This window comes from Candidatus Eisenbacteria bacterium (assembly GCA_016867715.1).
GTDB lineage: Bacteria > Orphanbacterota > Orphanbacteria > Orphanbacterales > Orphanbacteraceae > VGIW01.
Genome location: VGIW01000024.1, coordinates 18,097 through 38,666 on the forward strand (window position 1 = coordinate 18,097; position 20,570 = coordinate 38,666).

At 65.7% G+C, this 20,570-nt stretch carries 15 protein-coding genes; 10 read left to right on the top strand and 5 right to left on the bottom strand.

What is annotated here, in order from left to right; translation table 11 throughout:
• Positions 1-176 precede the first annotated feature (176 nt).
• Positions 177-1,685 carry a toll/interleukin-1 receptor domain-containing protein gene (locus FJY73_06400; protein ID MBM3320289.1) on the top strand — a complete coding sequence of 503 codons (1,509 nt, stop codon included), beginning with the start codon at positions 177-179 and terminating at the stop codon, positions 1,683-1,685.
• Positions 1,686-1,798: 113 nt separating this feature from the next.
• On the opposite strand, the gene FJY73_06405 is transcribed toward FJY73_06400, so the two are convergent.
• The gene (locus FJY73_06405) at positions 1,799-4,993 is read right to left on the bottom strand and encodes a nucleotidyltransferase domain-containing protein (protein ID MBM3320290.1); all 3,195 of its coding nucleotides are present in this window, start codon (positions 4,991-4,993) and stop codon (positions 1,799-1,801) included.
• A 15-nt stretch (positions 4,994-5,008) separates the two neighbouring features.
• Positions 5,009-6,298, bottom strand: coding sequence for a Glu/Leu/Phe/Val dehydrogenase (locus FJY73_06410; GenBank protein MBM3320291.1), 1,290 nt, complete (start codon positions 6,296-6,298; stop codon positions 5,009-5,011).
• 282 nt (positions 6,299-6,580) lie between these two features.
• Here FJY73_06410 and rnr point away from each other — a divergent pair, with 282 nt between their 5' ends.
• Both rnr and FJY73_06420 read left to right on the top strand, forming a co-directional pair.
• Entirely contained in the window at positions 6,581-8,173 is a 1,593-nt protein-coding gene (gene rnr / locus FJY73_06415; protein MBM3320292.1) for a ribonuclease R, read from the top strand.
• Between the two features lie 460 nt (positions 8,174-8,633).
• The gene (locus tag FJY73_06420; GenBank protein ID MBM3320293.1) at positions 8,634-9,590 is read left to right on the top strand and encodes a PPC domain-containing protein; all 957 of its coding nucleotides are present in this window, start codon (positions 8,634-8,636) and stop codon (positions 9,588-9,590) included.
• Positions 9,591-9,642: 52 nt separating this feature from the next.
• Here the strand turns inward: FJY73_06420 and FJY73_06425 are convergent, their stop codons facing one another.
• The 3 genes from FJY73_06425 to FJY73_06435 form a co-directional block, all read right to left on the bottom strand.
• Positions 9,643-11,346: a glycosyltransferase family 39 protein gene (locus tag FJY73_06425; GenBank protein MBM3320294.1), complete on the bottom strand. Its 1,704-nt coding sequence runs from the start codon at positions 11,344-11,346 to the stop codon at positions 9,643-9,645.
• Between the two features lie 65 nt (positions 11,347-11,411).
• Complete coding sequence (mce, locus tag FJY73_06430) at positions 11,412-11,813, bottom strand: methylmalonyl-CoA epimerase (GenBank protein ID MBM3320295.1); 402 nt, start codon at positions 11,811-11,813, stop codon at positions 11,412-11,414.
• A 16-nt stretch (positions 11,814-11,829) separates the two neighbouring features.
• Positions 11,830-13,500, bottom strand: coding sequence for a methylmalonyl-CoA mutase (locus FJY73_06435; protein ID MBM3320296.1), 1,671 nt, complete (start codon positions 13,498-13,500; stop codon positions 11,830-11,832).
• A 290-nt stretch (positions 13,501-13,790) separates the two neighbouring features.
• Between FJY73_06435 and FJY73_06440 the strand changes: the two genes are divergently transcribed.
• The 7 genes from FJY73_06440 to FJY73_06470 form a co-directional block, all read left to right on the top strand.
• Entirely contained in the window at positions 13,791-14,573 is a 783-nt protein-coding gene (locus tag FJY73_06440; GenBank protein MBM3320297.1) for an enoyl-CoA hydratase/isomerase family protein, read from the top strand.
• A 70-nt stretch (positions 14,574-14,643) separates the two neighbouring features.
• Entirely contained in the window at positions 14,644-15,789 is a 1,146-nt protein-coding gene (locus FJY73_06445; GenBank protein MBM3320298.1) for an acyl-CoA dehydrogenase family protein, read from the top strand.
• A gap of 459 nt (positions 15,790-16,248) precedes the next feature.
• Positions 16,249-16,722, top strand: coding sequence for a division/cell wall cluster transcriptional repressor MraZ (mraZ, locus tag FJY73_06450; GenBank protein ID MBM3320299.1), 474 nt, complete (start codon positions 16,249-16,251; stop codon positions 16,720-16,722).
• On the top strand, positions 16,709-17,692 hold the full coding sequence (gene rsmH / locus FJY73_06455; protein MBM3320300.1) for a 16S rRNA (cytosine(1402)-N(4))-methyltransferase RsmH: 984 nt from the start codon (positions 16,709-16,711) through the stop codon (positions 17,690-17,692). Before mraZ ends, rsmH begins: the two co-directional genes overlap by 14 nt.
• Positions 17,689-18,135 carry a hypothetical protein gene (locus FJY73_06460; GenBank protein ID MBM3320301.1) on the top strand — a complete coding sequence of 149 codons (447 nt, stop codon included), beginning with the start codon at positions 17,689-17,691 and terminating at the stop codon, positions 18,133-18,135. Before rsmH ends, FJY73_06460 begins: the two co-directional genes overlap by 4 nt.
• Entirely contained in the window at positions 18,132-20,117 is a 1,986-nt protein-coding gene (locus FJY73_06465; protein MBM3320302.1) for a PASTA domain-containing protein, read from the top strand. Before FJY73_06460 ends, FJY73_06465 begins: the two co-directional genes overlap by 4 nt.
• The coding region (locus tag FJY73_06470) for a UDP-N-acetylmuramoyl-L-alanyl-D-glutamate--2,6-diaminopimelate ligase (GenBank protein ID MBM3320303.1) at positions 20,114-20,570 on the top strand (457 nt) is incomplete at its 3' end. The genes FJY73_06465 and FJY73_06470, both read left to right, overlap by 4 nt.

Sequence of the window (20,570 nt, forward strand, 5' to 3'; positions counted from 1 at the left end):
GGTTTTCTTCTCCGTATGAAGAGGCGAAGAGAAGAACGGGACGAGAAGGCGCTGCGTGCGGTTCCTTATTCGGCGAATCGGTCCTCTTGGTGTACGCCGCGGCGTGTGGTAATGTGACCTGAGAACGGTTCGCAAGATTTCACACGTGGGGTGACGACCGAACGGAGAGGCCGATCGTGAGGCCGTTCAGATCCGAGTTCATACGCCCATTGGGCGCTGCGGAAAACCACTTCTTGGAGGTGCTTCTCTTCGAGTTCGATCTCGAAAGACACGATGCGGGAAGTACCCTCCGAGTACGCTTCGACGACCGTACCCCTACGATCTGGCGGAACAAGGGGAAGGAACATGCGCGGGCTCGGATGCCGAACTTCGCCCGCAAGGCACGGGAGTATCAAGAACGCCTCGACTCCCTCCTCCTTGGAAAAGACCGCGGCAAGTGGACGTTCAGGGATCCCGCGTTTCCCTTCCGTTACGCGAGTGGTGGTACGCTTCCCATCATTCGGTTCGGCGGAGAGCAGTACTACTGTCTCTTCTACCGGGACATCTTCCCGATCGGATGGAACATCGCCAACGGCGGCTGCGATGCGCGGCGCGAACTCCTTGATCCGATCGTAACCGTCGAACGCGAATTCCGGGAGGAACTGATCGCGATCCATCCCGCAAAGCGCAAGCAATACGTCTTTGAGGCAGAGGAGGGAAACCCGCTTGAGAGGCCGGAGTTCGAAGATGCACGGCGCTACTGGCAAGCTCGGAAACCGGGCCTTAACTTCGACGAGATGGACAAGGTAACGATTCCTCTCCAGTGGCTTCAGGGTCCCGATCGGGTCGTCGTTCAATACGGATCCGACCCGCCCCACGAAGTGAAGGACTGCTTCCTGAACATCAATGCGCTCGACTTCGGGATCGAGGTGGACAAGGTCGCCAAGGTCAGTCTTGACGAGCGAGCGATCTTGCTCGACGGAGAGATCTCCGCCGGATTCCTTCTGAACGAACCGATCGGGCTGTTTCGGACCGACGCGCTTGATTCCCGTGTCGAGGAGGATGCGCGCGAATACCGACCGGATCTTCTCTTCTGGGACGGGAGGCCGTGGAGGGGATCCGACATAGATGACGTGCTGGAGAAATTCCTCGATTACCTTGCGGTGTTTCGGACAACCTCGGACTTGAAGGCGTATCGCTCCTGCGGGAACAAGCTCGATCTCTGTCCTGTGACCAGGAGAATCGTCTCAAGGTACGCGGCGCTCCGGCCGCGCGCGCCGAGACGATCGCCGGGCTGTGTGGATGTCTTCATCAGCGTTTGTCACGAGGATGTGCGGATCGCGGAGAGGGTGCGCGCCTATCTCGGAGATCGACGGGTCTCCGCATTCTGCAGTAGCCAGGATATCAGGCACCCGTACTTCCCGCCGATCATCGATGATGCGCTCGACTCCGCCAGGACGCTCGTCGCCGTCGCGACCCGCGCGGACTATCTAAGGCGGCCGTGGGTCGAGTATGAGTGGAGAAGTTTCTTCACAACCAATCGATTGCTGGGAAAAAGACGCGACGCCAGGATGATTTCGTTCACCTCCGGAATCTCTCCGCTGGATCTTCCGAGGGTCTTCGTGCTCTGCCAACAAGTGGAGTTCGCCCCGAGGAGGATCGAGAGGGGACTGGAGGAGCTCGCGAAGTATGTTCTCGAGCCCTGATCTCCCGGGACCTACCGTTGCTTCCTCCGCTCGCGTTCGATTCTCTCCAGCTCGACGCGGGGTGCGTGGTCTTGGGGGGCTTTCTCGGGAGTTCGGTCGGTCTTCTTCCGCGCCTAATCCCCGCTCTTTTCCCGCTTGCCGAGAACGAGCTCGCGGGCGGCGTCGGTCACCGCGTCGATCTTGACGGCGTAGCTGGTCCGGTTGGCGATGTCCTCATCGGTGATGAGGTACACGTCGAGAAGCCTCTCGCTGCGACAACCGGTGCGAAGGTAGTTCATCTCGGCGAGACAGAGGCTCCATCCCTCGAGCCAACTCATGAGCTCTCTCCTTTGACAGTCATCCCCCCGGAAGTGCACGAGAAGATCGATGTCGCTCGCGGGCCCGGCGGTCGCGTTCTTTGTGCTTCCGAAGACGTACATCGCCTGGACCCCGAACCTGGCGGCGTCGATTTCCTCCGCGATCCGCTCGGCCATCTTCATCCGCCATTGCCAGTACTGGAGAGGCTTGCGGAGGGCTTCCGCTCCCGCCCCGCTTTCGGGCCGTCCGCGGGGCCCTTCCGCGGGCGCGATCAGAAAGGCCACCGCCTCGTCGATCTCGGCGTTTTGGAGCACGCGCAGGACGCGGCCTTCGGCCGACGCGGGAACATCGATCACTCGAAGCGTGTCGGAGAGAAAATCGAACTCGGGAAGAACCTCGGGAAGCAAGTTCGGGGACTTCTTCAGAAAGGCCTCGTTGAAGACGACGCCGGGGTTGTCCGGATAGAGAGGGAGGAAGCGGATGCGGGACTCCACGAGATCCTGGAAGAAGTGGGTTCCGAAAGAAAGGTCGGGCACGTAGCTTCCCTTTCGGCGCGCGATCTCCACCAGCATCGACGTGTTGTTGATGTCGGCGTACGTGACGCTGACGCCCAGCTTCGGGTCGCCGCGGCTTCCCCATCGCCCCGGCCCCATCAGGATGAACTGCCTCTTGGGGAGCATCTTGTTCAGGCGTCCGACCGCCCGTCCGACCGAGAGAAGCTCCTCGCGGGTCTCGAGCCGGCCGTACCCGTCGAGGTCGACGTAGACGATGTGCGTGATGTCCGGCACGAAGCCGTTGGAGACGTACTGGTGGGCGGAGAAGATCATGTCTTGCGGCGCGATGTCCTTCGGGATCGGCGCGGGCGCGGAATCGCCGACGTAGCTCTGCGGGCGGCACTGAAGGAGATAGAAGTCCCGCCCGTCATGAGCGAACTCCACGTCGACCGGCGTGTGCAGGTGCTCCTGCAGCACGGTCATGATGTTCCGCACGTGTCTCAGAAAAGGCGTGTCCGCGAGGAGTCCCTGGAAGGCGGCGACGAGCTCGTCCTTCTCCGGGTCGGCCAAGAGGTCGATCGGCTTCCGGAGCCTGTCGTCCTGCACGACGGAGAAGACGAGATCCATCGCCGGGAAGGCGCTCCCGCACTCCACGAGGAGATCGTCGAGGTCGGCCGTCTCGAGCGTCCGGGTTTCCCGATTGATGAGGTCGATCCTGCGCGGGGCGTAGCGGACGATCTCGTCGACGGAGACGTTCGCTCGGAGGTCCGGCTTCCCGGGCACCGCGAGGATCGGATAGTCGTCGGGGACCCGGTCCACCGCCCGTGTTCCGAGCCCGGCCACGATCCGAACGAGCCCGTCTTCCCTCTTGATGCGAGGCGACCACCGGAACTCGTTGTTGCTGAACGCGACCCCCGCGAACGCGGGGAAGAAGTAGCGTCCAACGCGGGTTCCGACGACCTCCTGAATGAGAATGCCCATCTCCTCGTCGAACTCCAAGAGGCCGTGCGCGCGCCGGTACTCGATCGGATCGGGCCCGAAGATCGAGGCATAAACCTCGGCGATCGCATCCATCAGAGCGTCCAGCCTCTCCTCCTTCGTCCCCTGGTTCGCGAGGAAGAGGCTCTTGTACTTGCCCGAGAAAGCGGTCCCGAGCCGGTCCTCCAGCAGGCTGGAGCTCCGCACGATCAGGGGAACCTCGCCGAGGTCGTCGAGGGCGAGCGAGAGGCCGCTGATCACGCGCGGCGTGAACGAGGCGCTCTTGAAGAGGCGAACGATGCTCGGGTATTCGTTTCGTACGTCATCGATCTCCTTGTACTTCTGCTCGATGACGTCCTGGAGATCGTTGTGCTCGACGAAATCGAAGAGCCCGTCGGACGCGAGGTACCAGGTCTTCGGGACCTTCACCTCACCGATCGGCCGGTCCTTGCGGAGCGTTCTCTGAAGCACCTTGTGGGCGAGAAGAAGCCCCGCTCCCTTCCCACCCACCTTTCCGTGGCTCTCCGGGGGCATGATCAGCCGCTTGGTCAGATCGACGAAGTCCTCAATCTCCATGAAATCCTTGGCCGTTCGGACGAAGTCGAGCTGCTCGGTCAAGAGACGCTGGGTCAGCGAGACGCGGAGGCTCTTCAGCGTCGAATCGGGAAGCCCCGCGCCGCCGGATATGAGGACGTGGAAGCGGCGGATGCCGTCCACGAGCTCGGGGAGCGAGGAACGCGGGCTGTTCAGGATCTTGATGAAATAACCGGCCTTGTCCTCCACCAGCCATCGCTCGACGCGCCTCAGGATCTCCGCGCCGGAGAGATGCCGGCTCGCGAGCTCGAACGGCTTTTCGCTCATGAGAACGGCGCCGTCCGGCTCGAAGCAGCGGCTCGGCACGTTCTTCTCGCCCGCGCTCTCCTCGCCGCTCGGCCCCCCCTCGCCCACGAGGAGCCTTCTCGCCTCGTCGACTCCGACCCGAGTCAGGTGGTTCAGCATGCGCCGGGCGATGCGCGAGTAAACGCTGCGGTCCGACTCGCGCAAGAGGCGGATCGGCGCCCGCCAATCTTCCTTCGGGGCGTACAGATTCGCCTTTCGCGCCTCCTCGATGTCCCTTTGGAGGCTCCGAAGCTTTTGATAGAAAAGGTAGGCACTTAAACGGTTGGCCACGATGTTGACCAGCCGTTCCTCCTCGGAGAGAAAGGGACCCACATCCTCGGGGGGCATCTCCCTGAGATAGAAGACGGAGAGACGGCCGAGCGGCTCGCCTTGGATCTCCAGCGGCGCGGACAACACCCAAGAGGTCGGCTCGAACGGCCCCGAGCGGTACTCCTCATCGGCGCAGACGAGGAGCGCCCGGCATGCCTGGACGTGCTGAAAGCCGCCCGGGATCGCCTCCACGACCTCTTGGAGGATGACCTCCCGGGGAGCGTCCGATCGGCCGAGGTGCCTCTCGACCTCGTAGAGGCAGTTCAGCTCCTTGGCCCGCTCTTGAAGATCGCCGAGCGGCTCGTGCCGCGGCCGCGGGGGCTTCTCCATTCCTCGCTCTCCGCGCTAGATCCAACCGCGGTCGCGGCAGGCCTGCGCGACGCGGGTCACCGCGACGATGTAGGCGGCGTCCCGCATGTAAAGCTTTCGCTTCCTCGCCACCTCGCTCACCGACGAGAAGGCGTGCGTCATCTTCTGATCCAAGCGGGCGAGGACGTCCGCCTCGGCCCAGAAGTAGTTCATGTTGCTTTGCACCTGCTCGAAGTAACTGCAGGTCACGCCGCCGGCGTTGGCCAGGAAGTCGGGGATCATGAAGATTCCCCGCTCGTGAATCGCCTCGTCCGCTTCCGGAGTGGTCGGGCCGTTCGCCCCCTCCACGATGATCTTGACGCGCTTGTGGATCGAGCCGACGTTCGCCCCCGTGATCTGGTTCTCCAGGGCGCACGGAAAGAGAATATCCGCCTCCTCGGAGAGCCAGGCTTCCCCGCCCAGCACTTCGTAACCGAGAGCGCGCGCCTTCGTCTTGTCGATCCCTCCGAATCGGTCGGTGATCCCCGTGAGACGACCGACGTCGATCCCCTCCTTCTTGCGGAAGGTGTAGGAGGTCTGGTCCTTCTGATCCCAACTGGAGACGCAAAGAACCGTCCCGCCCATCTCCCGGAACAGCTTGGCCGCGTACTGCGACACGTTTCCGAAGCCCTGCATGGTCGCCGTGGAGTCCTCGGGCCTGAGGGAGAGCTCTTTCAATGCTTCGCGAAGGGTATAGACCGCGCCGTAGCCGGTGGCTTCCTTCCGTCCGAGCGAGCCGCCCATGCCGACCGGCTTGCCGGTGATGAGGCCCGGGTAGTGCCCGCCGTGGATCCGCTCGTACTCGTCGAGCATCCAGAGCATGTGCTGCGTGTTCGTCATGACGTCGGGCGCGGGGACGTCCGTGACCGGCCCGACGTTCCGCGCGATCTGGCGCACCCAGCCGCGGCAGATCTGTTCCTGCTCGCGGGCGGAGAGGTCGTGGGGATCGCAGACAACGCCGCCTTTGCCGCCGCCGAGCGGGAGATCGGCGACCGCGCACTTCCAGGTCATCCACATCGACAAAGCCCGAACGGTGTCGATCGTCTCCTGCGGGTGGAAGCGGATGCCCCCCTTGCACGGACCACGGGCGTCGTTGTGCTGGCACCGGAAGCCTTGAAAGACTCGGCTCGTGCCGTCGTCCATTCGGACGGGGATGAGGAAATGGTACTCGCGCAGGGGGGATCGGAGCAGATCGCGCGCGGCCTGCTCGAGACCGATCCGGTCGGCGGTCCGATCGAACTGAGTACGAGCCATCTCGAAGGCGTTGAACGATCCCTTGACTGCCATCTCGTTCCTCTCACTTTCAGCGGACGTTGGATCCCAATCCATGGGGTTGAAGAATGCCGCTGATGGCCGTCCGGGGCCCGGGGAGCTCCTGGGCGTCGACCGTCTTTCGAACTGCCGGAGCGAGTATATGCGGCGGACCGTCCCGCCGCAAGAGAAGCCGAACGATCCCGCCGCGATCCTTTCCGAGGGATGCGTCCTTCGTTGACGATCCCGGTCGCGCGCACTACCGTTCCCCGAATGAGGAAGGAGTGGAAGAGTCGAAAGAGAAACCGGGAGGCGGCCGTGCGCCCAGCGAAAGCGCGCGGGCCGAGGGAGGCGAGGCCCGGCGAACCGGGCCCGTCCGGCGCCGATCTTCTCGCGGTCGTTCGGACGTTCGGCTTCCCCGCGGCGTTCCCGGCTTCCGTCCTCCAAGAGGCGGACCGCGAGGCGGGGAAAGACACCTCGGCGGAGGAAGCGCGGCGGGTCGATCGAACGAAGGACCTCGTCTACACGATCGATCCGTCCGACGCGAAGGACCACGACGACGCGATCTCCGTCGAGCGCCGGAAAGACGGCTATCGGCTCGGCGTCCACATCGCGGATGTTTCCCACTATGTGAGGGAAGGGAGCGCGCTCGACCGGGAGGCGCTCCGCCGCGGGAACTCGGTCTATCTTCCGGGTCTCGTGATCCCGATGCTCCCCGAGCCCCTCTCGAACGACGTCTGCTCGCTCCGCCCGAACCGCCGGCGCCTCGCGCATTCGGTCGTCATCGATTTCGATGCGAACGGATCACCCATCAAGTGGCACTTCGAGGAGACCGTGATCCGCTCCCGCGCCAAGCTCTCGTACGAAGAGGTCCAGCGCTTCTTCGACGTGGGAACGAAGGACGCGAAGACTCTTCGCGTTGCGGAGAACCTGCTCCTCGCGCGCGAGCTCGCGCGCCTTCTTTTCCGGCGCCGCTCCGAGGAGGGATCGCTCGACTTCGACCTTCCCGAGGCGAAGGTCGTCCTCGACGAGCGCGGAGAGGTCGTCGAGATCGGCAGGCGGGTCCGCCTCGAGTCCCATCGCCTGATCGAGGAGTTCATGCTCGCCGCGAACCGCGCGGTCGCCGTCGAGGTGATGCGGAAGGGTCAGCCGTTTCTCTATCGGGTGCACGGCCGGCCCGACCGGGAGAGCCTCGCGTTCTTTTCCTACATGATGGATCGTCTCGGGTACTCGTTCCCGGTCTCGGACGACATGCGCCCGATCCGCTTCGCGCGTTTTCTCGAGAAGGTGAAGCAAGCTCCGGACGCGGACCTCGTTCACGAGCTCATGCTCCGCTCGATGCAGAAGGCGGTCTATCAGCGGGAGAACATCGGCCACTTCGGCCTCGCCTTTCGACACTACACGCACTTCACCTCTCCGATCCGGCGCTACCCGGACCTCTTCGTTCATCGGATGCTGCGCGCGCTCCGCGGGCGGTCCGGCTACGTTCCCTCGTACGCGCGCCGCCTCGCGCCGCGAATCGACGCCGTGGGGAAGCACTGCAGCGAGGCGGAGCGGGCGGCGGAGGCGGCCGAGAGGCTCGCGGTGCGCATGCTGCAGGCGAGATACCTCGCGAGCCGCCTCGGCGAGGAGTACGAAGGCCGGATCACCGGCGTCGTTCGGTTCGGGTTCTTCGTTCGTCTGGACGGCCTCGGCGCGGAGGGGCTCGTCCGGACCTCGCTCCTCGGGGGGGACGACTTCCGATTCGACGAGAGGAGCGCGCGACTCATCGGGCGGCGCACCCGGACCGTCTATCGAATGGGGGATCGGGTCCGGGTGGGGATCGCCCGGGCGGATCCGTCTCGCGGGGAGATCGATCTCTTTCTGCCGAACGAGTCGCGGTCGGCGCGTCCGAAGCGAGGAGGGCGGTGAGGAGGTCGGAACGGGCCGCTCGAAGACCCCTGCGGGGTCGGAGACGAGAGCATCGACCGGCGGTCTTGAGATCCCAGATGAGGGGGTCCGCGTAACAGCTTGTAATTGCAACGATTAGTAGTTATCGTCTGACACGGTGCGAGCGGGCCGGTTGTGTGTCCGTTCAAGCCGCTCGCACGGTGCGCCGATCCTTTCGGCGGGGTTCCTATCGCGGGGTCTCCCCGTCTCGGAGAGGATCCTGTCGTGGCCGGGAGGGATTGCGCTTGACCAGGCAGCGGTTGGCATGATAAGATTCGACTTGCTCAGATAGAAGGCGTTTGGCCAAACGTCGGGTTTCAACTTTTGAGTGACAGGGGGTGATGAGAGGAGCTCCAAGATTACCAGCTCCGCAAGAACCGGTTCGAGTGTTTGTTGCATCGATGCGGACCTTTGGCATGGTCTCTAGAAGGGAGGGAACCACTTGAAGAGGATACTAGTTCTCGCGATCGGTTTGGCGTTCGCAGTGCCGGTCCTCGCCGATCCGATCACCGGCGTCGAGGAAAAGCCGTGGAGCTACTCGATTCCGTTCACCTCGCGCGGGGATGTCTACGAGGTGGAGCCGAACGGCTCCTGCGCGACGGCGAACCCGCTCGCCTGCACGGACGTCATGCACGCCGTGATCTCGACGGGGGGAACAGGGGGCGACTGGGATTACTTCCAGTTCACGATCACCACGTCCGGCTCGTTCCAATTCGGGACGGACGCGGATGGCACGGGGTCGGTGGGCGACACGTACATCTACTTGTACAACTCGAGCTGCGTGCAGATCGCGTTCGATGACGACTCCGGCCCGGGGCTCTACTCGCTGATCACCTACAACATCACGACGCCCGGGACCTACTACGGGGCGGTGCGGAGCTACTCCTCGAGCTACACGGGCAAATACAAGGCGTTCATCGTCTGCCCGCAGCCTCCGCCGCCGAATGATCGTTGCGAGGGCGCGATCGAAATCCTTTGCAACACGACCATCAACATCAGCGGGTCGACGATGTCCGCGATCAACGACTATGATCCCGGCGTCCCGGGTCCGTCCTGCACGCGCTTTACTGCTGCGGGCAAAGACGTCACCTACAAGTTCACGGTTCCGGCGGGGTCCGTCGCCAACCTGAACTACACGAGTTCGGCGGACGGCTCGGTCTACATCGTGACCGACTGCTCGAATGTCACCGGGACCTGCGTCATCGGCGAGGACAGCACGTATACGGGCGGTCTCGAGGACATCGAAAACTTCGCGCTTCCGGGAGCGAACACGTACTACCTGATCCTGGACAACTACGGGACGGGCGTGGGCGGGACGTTCACGCTGACCGGCATGATCACGTGCCCGACCGCGACCGAGGAGACGAGCTGGGGCCAGGTGAAGACTCTGTATCGTTAATCGAGATCTCAAACTCTTGGCAAGGGGCCGCGGGACCGCCCGCGGCCTCTTTCTATTGGGGGGCCGCATAGCCGGGGACGACCGTGCGGCGGTCCTCGTCGAAATGAAACGGCTCTCGGTCCGGGAAGTGCGTCTCGCGGAACGCGCGGTTTCTCGCCTCGCCGAGATCGTGGACATAGACCCTCGCCGCGCGCTGGAGGTCCGGCTCGTTGTTCACGAGGTCGAGGTCCGGGTTGTGGCCCCGTCCGTAGCGAAGGAAGAGGATCGATCCGGGCGGTGTCCGGCGCAGGACGAGGCGCTCGAAGCGGGCGTGAACGGCCGCCTTCTCCCTTCGGAACTCGACCTGGAAGGGGAGGCGCGCGAAGGCGGCCCCTAGGGTGAGAGAGAGGAGAAGGATCGCCGAGAGGAAGACGCCGGGGCGCCTCTCGCGCGCCGCGCGCCCCATCGCCTCCCGCGCTCCGAGAAGAGGGAGCGCGAGAAGGAGGGGCGTGATCTCGTGGTAGTACGGCCCCCAAGGAAACCAATAGAGAAGATACGCGGCGTGGAGGAGGAGCGAGAAGGAGAGGGCCGCGCGGGCGGCCGCGCGCCGCGCGCCCCGAAGCGCGAGGAGGAACGGCGCGAGAAAGAGGAAGCCGACCGGAGGGAGCGCCTCCCACGCCGACATCGGGATCCGCAAGGTGAGAAGCGACCGGACCGCGAGGCCCGGCGTGTAGCGAGTTCGATTCGGGTAGAGCACTCGTTCGTTGTAGATCCGCTTCCCCGCGGCGACCGCGCGTTCCTCGATCGGCTCCCCCTTGTAGAATCCGAACCGATCCTCGGGCTGGCTCCTTTCGGCATAAAGTTCCCAGGGGGTCGTGAAGGCCGAGCCGGTGAGGGCGCGGTTGTACGCGAGAACCGAAACCGCGGCGAGCGCGAGGGGAAGGAGGAGGAGGAGGAGGGTCCGCGCCGGCTTCCGAAAGGAAGCGCGCGCTTCCCGCGAGAGGAGGAGGCACGCGAATGCGAACGCTCCGAGCACGACGGCGTTCCAATGCCGGACGAGGAACGCGAAACCGAGGAAGAGCCCCGCGAGAAGGGGGCTCGCGCGCCCGCCGCTCCGCACCGATCGCGCGAGGAAGAAGACGAAGAGGAGGAGCGAGAGGAGATACGACGTCTGCGAGAGGTAGGTGGTCGCCGTTTGGACCCCCGCCGGCGCGAGGCCGAAGAGAAGGACGAGAAGGAGGGATCCCGCGGCGCCGAGGTGCGGCCTCGCGAGGACCCCGATGAGCGGGAGGGAGAGGCCGGTCGCGAGGATCGGCATGAGCCACGGGACCCCGAGCGCGACACCGGGAAGAAGAAGGAGCGCGTGCCCCGGCGGGTACTTCGACGCGTAGACCGGATCGGCGAGGATGTGGAACGCGTCGAAGAAGAGCGGTTCGGGCGGGGAGGGAAAAAAGAGGCGACCCGCGAGAAAGGTTTTCGCCTGAAAGAGATAGGCGAACTCGTCGTGAACGACCGGCTGGAACCCATGCGCGTGAAACCCCCAGAGCCACACATAGAACCCGACGAGCGCCGCGGTGAGAAGCCCGAGGAGGAGGGGGAAGCGCCGCTCGATCCGCGCCCCCTCCCGTTCGGCGGCCGAGAGAAGACCGCTCGGGATCGGGGCGAACGAGACGGCGGCGAGGAGAAGCGCGGCGACCGCGATCGCCGGCGGTTGCCGGAGGAGGAGGGTTCCCGCGAGGACGAGCAGCGCCCCGATCGGAAGAAGAAGCGTGGTCACCGGACTCGGCCGCCTCTCTGTCGTTTAGACATCAAACAAAAGAGCGCGCCGCGGCCAGGACCGGATCACGCCTCGCACAGCTCGATCAGAATCCCGCCGGTCCCCTTCGGGTGGAGGAAAGCGATCCGCTTCCCCTCCGCGCCGCGCCGCGGCTTCTCGTCGATGAGAGGGATGCCGGCTTTCCGAAGCTCCGCGAGAGCCTCCTCGAGATCCTCGAGCGCGAGCGAGATGTGGTGGATGCCGTTCCCCCTCTTCGCGAGGAACCGATCGACCGGGCCGTCCGCGCCGGTCCCCTCGAGGAACTCGAGGGACGTTTCCCCCGCGCGGTGGGAGGTCGTCTTCACCCCCTGGTCCGGAACCATCTCCACATGGGGCTCCCGATCGGGAAAGAGGGCGCGGAGAAGAGGAGCGATCGATTCGATCTCCTTCATCGCGATCCCGACATGATCGACGCGAATGATCTTCAAGACGAAACCTCCCGAGTCAGAGGGTGACAATCTCTTTGTGCTTCCCGAACACTCGGGCGAGGACCGCGCAGATCTCCCCCACGGTCGCCTCGGCCCGCGCGGCCTCGAGGATCGGGGGCATGAGGTTCGTCCCTTCCCTGGCCGCCTTCTCGACCGCGTCGAGCGCCTTTCCGTGGCGAGCGTTATCCCGCTCCCGGCGGAACCTCGCGAGGCGCTCCTTCTGCGCTCTCTCGACCTCGGGATCGATCGCGAAGGTCTCCGCCGGTACCGGCTCGTCGGTCGCGTAGCGGTTCACGCCGACCACGCTCGTCTCCCCCGACTCGACCTTCTTCTGATGCTCGTACGCGCTCCTCTGGATCTCGCGCTGCACGAAGCCCTTCTCGACCGCCTCGAGCATGCCGCCCATCTCGTCGATCCGCCGGAGGAGCGTCTCCGTCTCCTCCTCGAGCCGGTCGGTGAGGGATTCCAGGAAGTACGATCCTCCCATCGGGTCGACCACGTTCGCCGCGCCGGTTTCGCACGCGAGGATCTGCTGCGTGCGGAGCGCGATGCGCGCCGACTTCTCGGTCGGGAGCGCGAGCGCCTCGTCGTACGCGTTCGTGTGAAGCGACTGCGCTCCTCCGAGGACCGCGGCGAGCGCCTGGATCGTGACGCGCGCGATGTTGATCTCCGGCTGCTGCGCGGTGAGCGTCGAGCCTCCCGTCTGCGCGTGGAACTTGAGCCTGGCCTTCTCGGGATCGACCTGGAAACGCTCCCAGCAGATCCGCGCCCAAAGACGCCTGGCCGCGCGGAACTTCGCGACCTCCTCGAAGAGATCGTTCATCACGTCGAAGAAGAAGGTGACGCGCCCGACGATCCCTCCGGGATCGATCCCCGCCGCGCGCGCCGCCTCGATGTAGGCGGCGGCGTTCCCGAGCGTGAAGGCGAGCTCTTGGACGGCGGTGGCCCCCGCCTCGCGGATGTGGTAGCCGCTCACGCTGATCGGGTTCCACTGGGGGACTTCCCTCTCCGAGAACGCGAACATGTCCGTGATGATCCGGATCGAAGGGCGCGGCGGGAAGATGTACGTTCCGCGCGCCGCGTACTCCTTGAGGATGTCGTTCTGCACCGTTCCGCGAAGCCGATCCCAAGAGACGCCGTTCTTCTCGGCGAGCACGAGGTAGAACGCGAGAAGCACGGGCGCCGTCGCGTTGATCGTCATCGAGACGCTCACCCGGTCGAGCGCGATCCCATCGAAAAGGACGCCGAGGTCGCGGACCGAATCGATCGCGACGCCGACCTTTCCCACTTCCCCCTCGGAAAGCGGATCGTCCGAGTCGAGCCCCATCTGGGTCGGGAGATCGAACGCGGTCGAGAGGCCGGTTTGTCCGTGCTCGAGGAGATACCGGAAGCGGCGGTTCGTCTCCTCGGGGGTGCCGAAGCCGGAGTATTGGCGCATCGTCCAGAGGCGCGAGCGGTAGAGGGTCGGCTGGATCGCGCGCGTGTACGGATAGACGCCGGGAAGCTCGAAGCGTTCCTCGCGGTCGAACGGCGTGTAGACCGGCTCCGCCCGAAGGCCGGAGGGGGTGCGGAACTCCTTCTCCCGCTCCGGGAGTTTCGCGCGGGATGCTTCGTAGATCTTCTCTCTCCACGCGTCGAGAAGACGGCGGTGCTCGCGCGGATCCTGGGGGCCCTTGTCGTGTTCCATGCGGGGAGACTAGCGGGAAGCGGGGCGCCGCGTCAATCGGATAACCCTTTTGCGTTCGAACGAGTTACGCGCCGCGCCTCGGGGAGAATGCTGTTGACACCCCGCGCGTGGAGCGGCTAGCGTCGAGATGCGTGACCGGTCCGTTCCGGGAGGAGCTGCGCCCCATTCCGGCGACGAGCCGACCGGCACGTTCTCCGCGCGAGGCAAGGGACACGCATCCGGCCGGGCGGCGGACCGTTCGGACGGAGCGCGGCGCTTCTCGATTCGGACCGAAGAGAGGGGAGGCGAACATGGAGGCGAAGCACCTCGTCGTCGATCGGACCGGAAGGACGGCGGTCGTCCGCATCAACCGTCCGAAGGTTCTGAACGCACTGAACAAGGAGACGATGAACGAGCTCCGCGAGGTTTTCCTTGAAATGCGAAGGGATTCCTCGGTAGGAGGAGTGATCGTGACCGGCGAGGGGGACCGCGCCTTCGTGGCGGGGGCCGACATCAACGAGATCGCCGCGCTCGACGCCGAAGGCGCCCGCGCGTTCTCCCTCTCCGGGCAGCACGTGTTCGGGTTGATCGAGAAGATCGGCAAGCCGGTGATCGCGGCGGTGAACGGCTTCGCCCTCGGCGGAGGATGCGAGCTCGCCCTCGCGTGCACGATGCGCGTCGCCTCGGAGAAGGCGGTCTTCGGGCTCCCGGAGGTCACGCTCGGCGTGATCCCCGGTTACGGCGGGACGCAGCGCCTCGCGCGGCTCGTCGGGAAAGGGATCGCCTCGGAGATCGTCACGACCGGGCGCAAGGTCCTCGCCGACGAGGCGCTTCGGATCGGGCTCGTCAACCGCGTCGTTCCGCCGGAGAAGCTCATCGAAGCGTGCGAAGAAATCCTCGAGCCGATCTACAAGGTCGGACCGATCGCGGTGCGCTTCGCCCTCGAGGCAATCCATCACGGTCTCGACATGACGCTGGAGGAGGGGAGCGCCTACGAGGCGGCTCTCTTCGGGCTTGTTTGCGGAACCGAGGACGCGGAGGAAGGGTGCCGCGCGTTTCTCGAGAAACGAAAAGCGGAGTTCCGCGGGAAGTAAACGGCCCCGGATCCGCTCCTTGCCCGGGCGCGAAGGGTTCGTACGCCCCGCCCGGCCGCCGGAGAAGAACATGGACTTCAGTTGGACCGAAGAGCAAGAGATGATCCGGAACATGGCGCGCCAGTTCGCGGGCGAGATCCGCGACGAGGCGGCGGAGGCTGAGGAGAAGGGGGAGTTCTCGCGCCCGATCACCAAGAGGCTCGCCGAGAACGGCTTCCTCGGCATGTGCGTCCCCGAGGAATACGGCGGGCAGGGGCTCGATTTCACGAGCTATCTCATCGCCACCGAGGAGATCTCCCGCGCGAGCGCCGGGCAAGGGATGACGCTCGGGCTGCATAATTCGCTCCTCAACTATCCGCTTCTCGTCTTCGGCACCGAGGAGCAGAAGCGAAAGTACCTCCGCGGCTCCGCGACGGGAGAGCTTCTCGGATGCTACGCCCTCAGCGAGCCGGACGCCGGATCGGACGCGACCCACATCAAGACGACCGCGGTGAAGAAGAAAGACCGCTACGTGATCAACGGAACGAAGATCTTCATCACGAACGGCTCGGTCGCCGACTTCGTGATCCTCTTTTCGAAGGTCGATCGGGGGGGCGGCGTGATCCGGGGGATGTCCGCGTTTCTCGTCGACACGACCGCGCCGGGCTTCTCCGTCGGCACGGTGGAGAACAAGATGGGGCTGAAGAGCTCGCCCACGTGCGAGCTGATCTTCCGCGACGTCGAGGTTCCGGAGAGCGCGCTTCTCGGCGCGCCGGGGAAGGGGCTTCGGATCGCGGTCGAGACGCTCCACGGGGGCCGGGTCGCGGTCGCCGCTTCCGCGGTCGGCATGGCGGAGGAAGCCTTCGAGGCGGCGCGCGCCTACGCGCACGCGCGGGAGCAGTTCGGGCAGCGGATCGCCGACTTTCAGGGGATCCAGTGGCTCTTCGCCGACATGAGGACGGAGATCGACGCCGCGCGCCTGCTCACGTACGAGGCGGGTTGGCGGAAGGAGAAGGACCTTCCGTACGCACGGCAGGCCAGTCAGGCGAAGCTCTTCGCGACCGAGACGGCGACCCGCACCGCGAGCCGCGCGATCCAGATCCACGGCGGCTACGGTTACATGCGCGAGTACCGCATCGAGCAGATCTACCGGGACGCGAAGGCGGCGGAGATCTTCGAGGGGACCTCGGAGATCCAGAGAAGCACGATCGGGCGCGACGTGGTCCGAGGAGAATAATCCTCGGTTCTTGAACCATTAAGAGACCGGACGGACGCGTCCGGTCTTCGTTTTCTTTCCCCACTTCCCCCCACCCCCGGCGCCCGGGAGCCAATTGGCGCGCGGACATGAAGTTGCGCCGCCCCCTTCGACCGGATTCGAGGGAATCGGATCCGCGCGGTCCTCCGGGGGGGTGGGGAACGGGAAGATGGACCGGTCCGAACCGGAAAAAAATGTTGACACGCTCCCAAGCGGGGGGATAAAGTGGGGATCCGTGGGTGGAAGTGGGGCGCGGTCCCCTATGTTGTTTCGGAGCCCCCGAGCAGGAGCGCAGAGGCCATGGGTTCCTCGCATCGCTGTCGAGCGGAATCCGGGGGGCCGGATCTCGACAGCCGTGCGGGCGAAGGATAGCACGGCGCCCGAAACGAGCGAAGGGAAAACGCGAGTGCACCCGCCTTCCGCCGCACCCGGAGGGAAACGGTGGAACGGCTCTTCGGCTCCCATCGCGTCGTCGTCGACTCGAAGGGGCGCCTCATCATCCCGGCGGCTTTTCGCAAGATCCTCTTCCCCGAGCCCGGCCGCTCGGGAACCCTGACCCTCGGCTACGAGCACTGCGTCGCCCTCTATCCTCCCGACCGCTGGGAGGAAGAAGAGAACCTGATCCACCGCCTTCCGTTCACCTCGACCAACGTCCGGCGGATCGCCCGCATGATGGGATATCACGCGAAGCCGTGCGCTCTCGACGCGCAAGGACGGATCGTCCTCTCGAAGGACATCCGCGAGTACGCGAAGATCGATCGCGAAGCGCTCGTGCTCGGCGTGTTCCAACATATCGAAATATTCAACCCAGAAATCTATGAGGCGTATCAATCCGGATCGGACATGACGTTCGAGCGGGCCGCCGAGGAGCTGACTCGGTTGCACGAGAAGTCGCGTTCCGATGAGATCCGATGACCCGGCCCTCGGCGGAGGGGGCCACGAACCGGTCTTGGCGCGCGAGGTCGCCGAGGCGTTGCGGCCGTTCCCGGGCGGCATCTTCGTCGACGCGACCTTCGGGCTGGGCAACCACACGGCCGCGGTCCTCGATGCCGTGGAGGGAATCGAGCGTGTCGTGGGGATCGATCGCGACGGAGAGATTCTCGAGGAAGCCGGGCGCCGCTTCGCGCGATCCGCGGTTCCCGTGGATCTGGTGCGAGGGAATTTTCGGGATCTTCGCGCGCTCCTCGGCCCCGGAGCGGAAGGGCGCGTGGGAGGAATCCTTTTCGACCTCGGGATCGGCTCCTTCCAAATCGACCGTCCCGAGCGCGGGTTCTCCTACCGGTCCGAGGGGGCGCTCGACATGAGGATGGATCGGAGCGGGACTAGGAGCGCCTACGACGTGGTGAACGGCTATTCGGCCGAGGAGCTCGCGCGCGTGATCCGTCGGTGGGGAGAGGAGCGGAACGCCGGAGCGATCGCGCGTGCGATCGTCCGCGCGCGCCGGGCAGCTCCGATCGCCGGCACGCGCCGCCTGGCCGAGGTCGTCTCCTCGCGTCTTTCGGCGCGAGGGAGGATCAAGGGGCTCGCGCGCGTGTTCCAAGCGATCCGCATCGAGGTGAACGAGGAGATCGCCTCGCTCGAGGAAGGATTGTCGCAAGCGGTGGACGTGCTCGCGCCGGGCGGGCATATCGCCGTCATCGGATATCACTCGATCGAAGATCGAGTCGTCAAGCAACGGTTTCAGGAGTGGGCCCGGGGCTGCGTCTGTCCACCGCACCTGCCAGTCTGCCGGTGCGGACGCGCCCCGGCGCTCCGTCTCTCTTCCCGCCGGGCGATCCGGCCGTCCGAGGAAGAGGTGGCGAGGAACCCGCGGGCGAGGAGCGCCCGACTCCGCGCGGCGGTTCGGATCGCCCCCGAGGGAAGAGAAGGAAGGGGGAACGGATGAACGCGAGGGCCCTCGTGCGAGGCGGTCTCCGGGCGTGGGTCCGGACCGGCCGCTTCGCTCCGCTTCTGGTCGTGTCGGTGATCGTGCTCGTCGCCTGCGTGAACCAACGCTTCTCCGTGACCCGCCTCCACCAGGAAAACAGAGATCTTGAAGTGCGGCTGGATAGGCTCCGCGACAACGTGGAGCGCGCGCGGGGGCGGATCGCCTCGCTCACGAAGCGGGAGCGAATCGAGGAGATCGCGCTTTCCGACCTCGCGCTCGAGCTTCCCGAGCCCGAGCGGCAGGCGTATCTCCCCGAGTGGCGGGAGACCCCGCCCGTGCAGCCGGCGGGCGGATCGCTCGCCGCCGGGGTCCTCGGCTCGGCCGGCCGAAGGTTCGATCGTTTCTGGGAACGCGTCGGAGGACTCGGAAAGGGAACGAGGGGAGGGGAGCGGGATCGGTGAGTCCGTACCAGGCTCGGTACCGGCTGTTTCTCGTTTGCGTCGGGGGGGTGTGCCTCTGGGTCTATCTCGTTGCTTGTCTCATGAATATTCAGATATTCAATCATGAGCACTACCGGGAGCGCGCTGAGAATCAGCACGAGTACCGCGTGGCGATCCCCGCGAACCGCGGGCGGATTTACGACCGGAACGGAGAGGTGCTCGCGCGGACGCTCTCCTCGAACACGATCATCGCGGACCCCGCGCGGATTCAGGAGCTCGGCGCTCTGGACGAGACCGGCGCGGCTCTCGGAGGGATTCTCGGGATTCGTCCTTCCGCCGTGCGCGAGAAGCTCGAGAAGCGTTCCCGCTTCGCCTACGTCGCCCGCAAGGTCGACCCGGAGATCGGCGACCGGATCGCCGAGGCCGATCTCCCCGGCATCTACTGCATCCCGGAGAAGGAGAGGACGCGCCCGTTCGAGAACCTCGCCCTTCAGGTCGTCGGCGTCACCGACCTGGACATGAAGGGGATCGAGGGGATCGAGAAGGAGTTCGAGCCGGTTCTCCGCGGCGAGGACGGCTGGAAGGTCCTCCAGGCAATCCCGCGGGTCGGTCCCCGCTCCCTCCCCGGCTTCCCCTATCGCCCGCCCGTCGATGGTTGCGACGTAAAGCTCACGCTCGACGCTTCCCTCCAGATGATCGTCGAGCAGGAGCTCGGGAAGGCGGTCGAGAAGTCGGGAGCCGCGTGGGGGATGGCGTTGGCGATGGAGCCGTCCACCGGCGACGTGCTCGCGATGGCGACCTCGCTCTCCGACGAAGAGCGGAGGCGCTCGGGCGGGTCGATCCTGATGAACCGCTGCATCGCGGCGCAGTACGAGCCGGGCTCGACCTTCAAGCTCGTCACCTACTCGGGCGCCTTCGAAGAGAAGGCGGTCTCCCCCTTCGAGATCTTCGACGCCGGCAACGGCGAGATGAGCTTCGGCAGCTACAAAGTCAGCGAGGCGAGGACGAGCCGCTACGATCGGCTCGCGGCGCGCGAGGGATTCGAGAAGTCGTCGAACATCGTGAGCGCGCAGATCGGCTACCGCCTCGGAGGGCGCGGAGAAGGATCCTATGGGCGCGGTGTGGAGAAGCTCTACTCCTATTCTCGCGCGTTCGGGTTCGGGGCTCGCACCGGGATCGCGCTTCCCGGCGAGGTTCCCGGGCTTCTCCGCCGTCCCCGCGATTGGAGCAGGCGTTCGCTCGGGACGATCGCGTTCGGACAGGAAATCGCGGTCACCCTTCTCCAGCTCACGGCCGCCTACGCCGCGATCGCGAACGACGGCATTCTCATGGAGCCCCGCATCGTCGAGTCGATCGTCGGCCCGGACGGGAGCGTCCGCGAGCGCTTTCTCCCCCGGGCGGTCCGCCGCGCCGTCTCCTCGGAGACCGCGGCGCTCATGCAGGACTGCATGCGGGGGGTCGTGCTCCGCGGGACCGGCAAGGGCCTCGACGTTCCTCTTTGGCGTCTCGCGGGGAAGACGGGGACCGCGGAGATGATCGTGGAAGGGGGCGGCTATTCGGACACGCGGTTCATTCCCTCGTTCGTCGGCTACGCGCCGGCCGACGACCCGAGGATCGTCTTGGCCGTCGTTCTCGTCGATGTCTCCCGCGTCTTCTACGGGGGCGCCGTCGCGGGCCCGGTCGTCCGGGAGATCTTCCTCAAGGCGGCGTGCTCGGAGCTCGGCGAGCCGTTTCTCCCGACGCTTCGCGGGGAAGCGGTTGCGACCTGGGCTCACGCGGGGGAGCCGGCGCGCGCCGATTCCGCCCCCTCCTTCGCCGCGTGTCTTCCCGAGACGATGCCCGACTGCACGGGGCGCTTCTTGCGCGAGGCGAAAGCAGCGCTTCTCCGCGCCGAGGCGGCGGTCCGCGTTCGCGGGTCGGGGACGGTCGTCTCGCAGGATCCCGCGCCGGGAACGCTTCTTCGATCGGGGATCGCGTGCATGCTCGTGGGGAGCGAGCCATGATGGTGAAGGACCGTCCCGGCCTCTCTCTCGCGACGCTCCTTCCCTCTCTCTCCGCGCGCGAGGTGCGCGGCTCGATCGATCGCGAGGTGCGCGATGTCGCGGCCGATTCGCGCGAGGCGGGCCCCGGGGTTCTCTTCGTCGCGCTCCGCGGGTTCCATGCGGACGGACACGACTTCCTTTCGGATGTCCTCCAGAAGGGCTCGCCGGCCGCGATCGTCGAGCGCGCGATCGCGTCCGTCCCGCTCGCGCAGATCGTCGTTCCCGACGCGCGTCTCGCCCTCGGCGTTGCCGCGGCCGAGGTCCACGGGCATCCGAGCCGCGCGATCGATCTTCTCGGCGTGACGGGAACGAACGGAAAGACAACCGTCACCTTCCTCGTCCGCTCGATCCTCGATGCGGCGGGGCGCGCGTGCGGGCTCATCGGCACGCTCGGATGCCGCTGGGGAACGCACG

Coding starts and splice junctions, on each gene's coding strand:
- FJY73_06405 (MBM3320290.1), bottom strand. CDS start 4,993: ATGGAGAAGCCCCCGCGGCCGCGGCACGAGCCGCTCGGCGATCTTCAA.
- FJY73_06410 (MBM3320291.1), bottom strand. CDS start 6,298: ATGGCAGTCAAGGGATCGTTCAACGCCTTCGAGATGGCTCGTACTCAG.
- FJY73_06435 (MBM3320296.1), bottom strand. CDS start 13,500: ATGGAACACGACAAGGGCCCCCAGGATCCGCGCGAGCACCGCCGTCTT.
- FJY73_06440 (MBM3320297.1), top strand. CDS start 13,791: ATGGAGGCGAAGCACCTCGTCGTCGATCGGACCGGAAGGACGGCGGTC.
- FJY73_06445 (MBM3320298.1), top strand. CDS start 14,644: ATGGACTTCAGTTGGACCGAAGAGCAAGAGATGATCCGGAACATGGCG.
- rsmH (MBM3320300.1), top strand. CDS start 16,709: ATGAGATCCGATGACCCGGCCCTCGGCGGAGGGGGCCACGAACCGGTC.
- FJY73_06460 (MBM3320301.1), top strand. CDS start 17,689: ATGAACGCGAGGGCCCTCGTGCGAGGCGGTCTCCGGGCGTGGGTCCGG.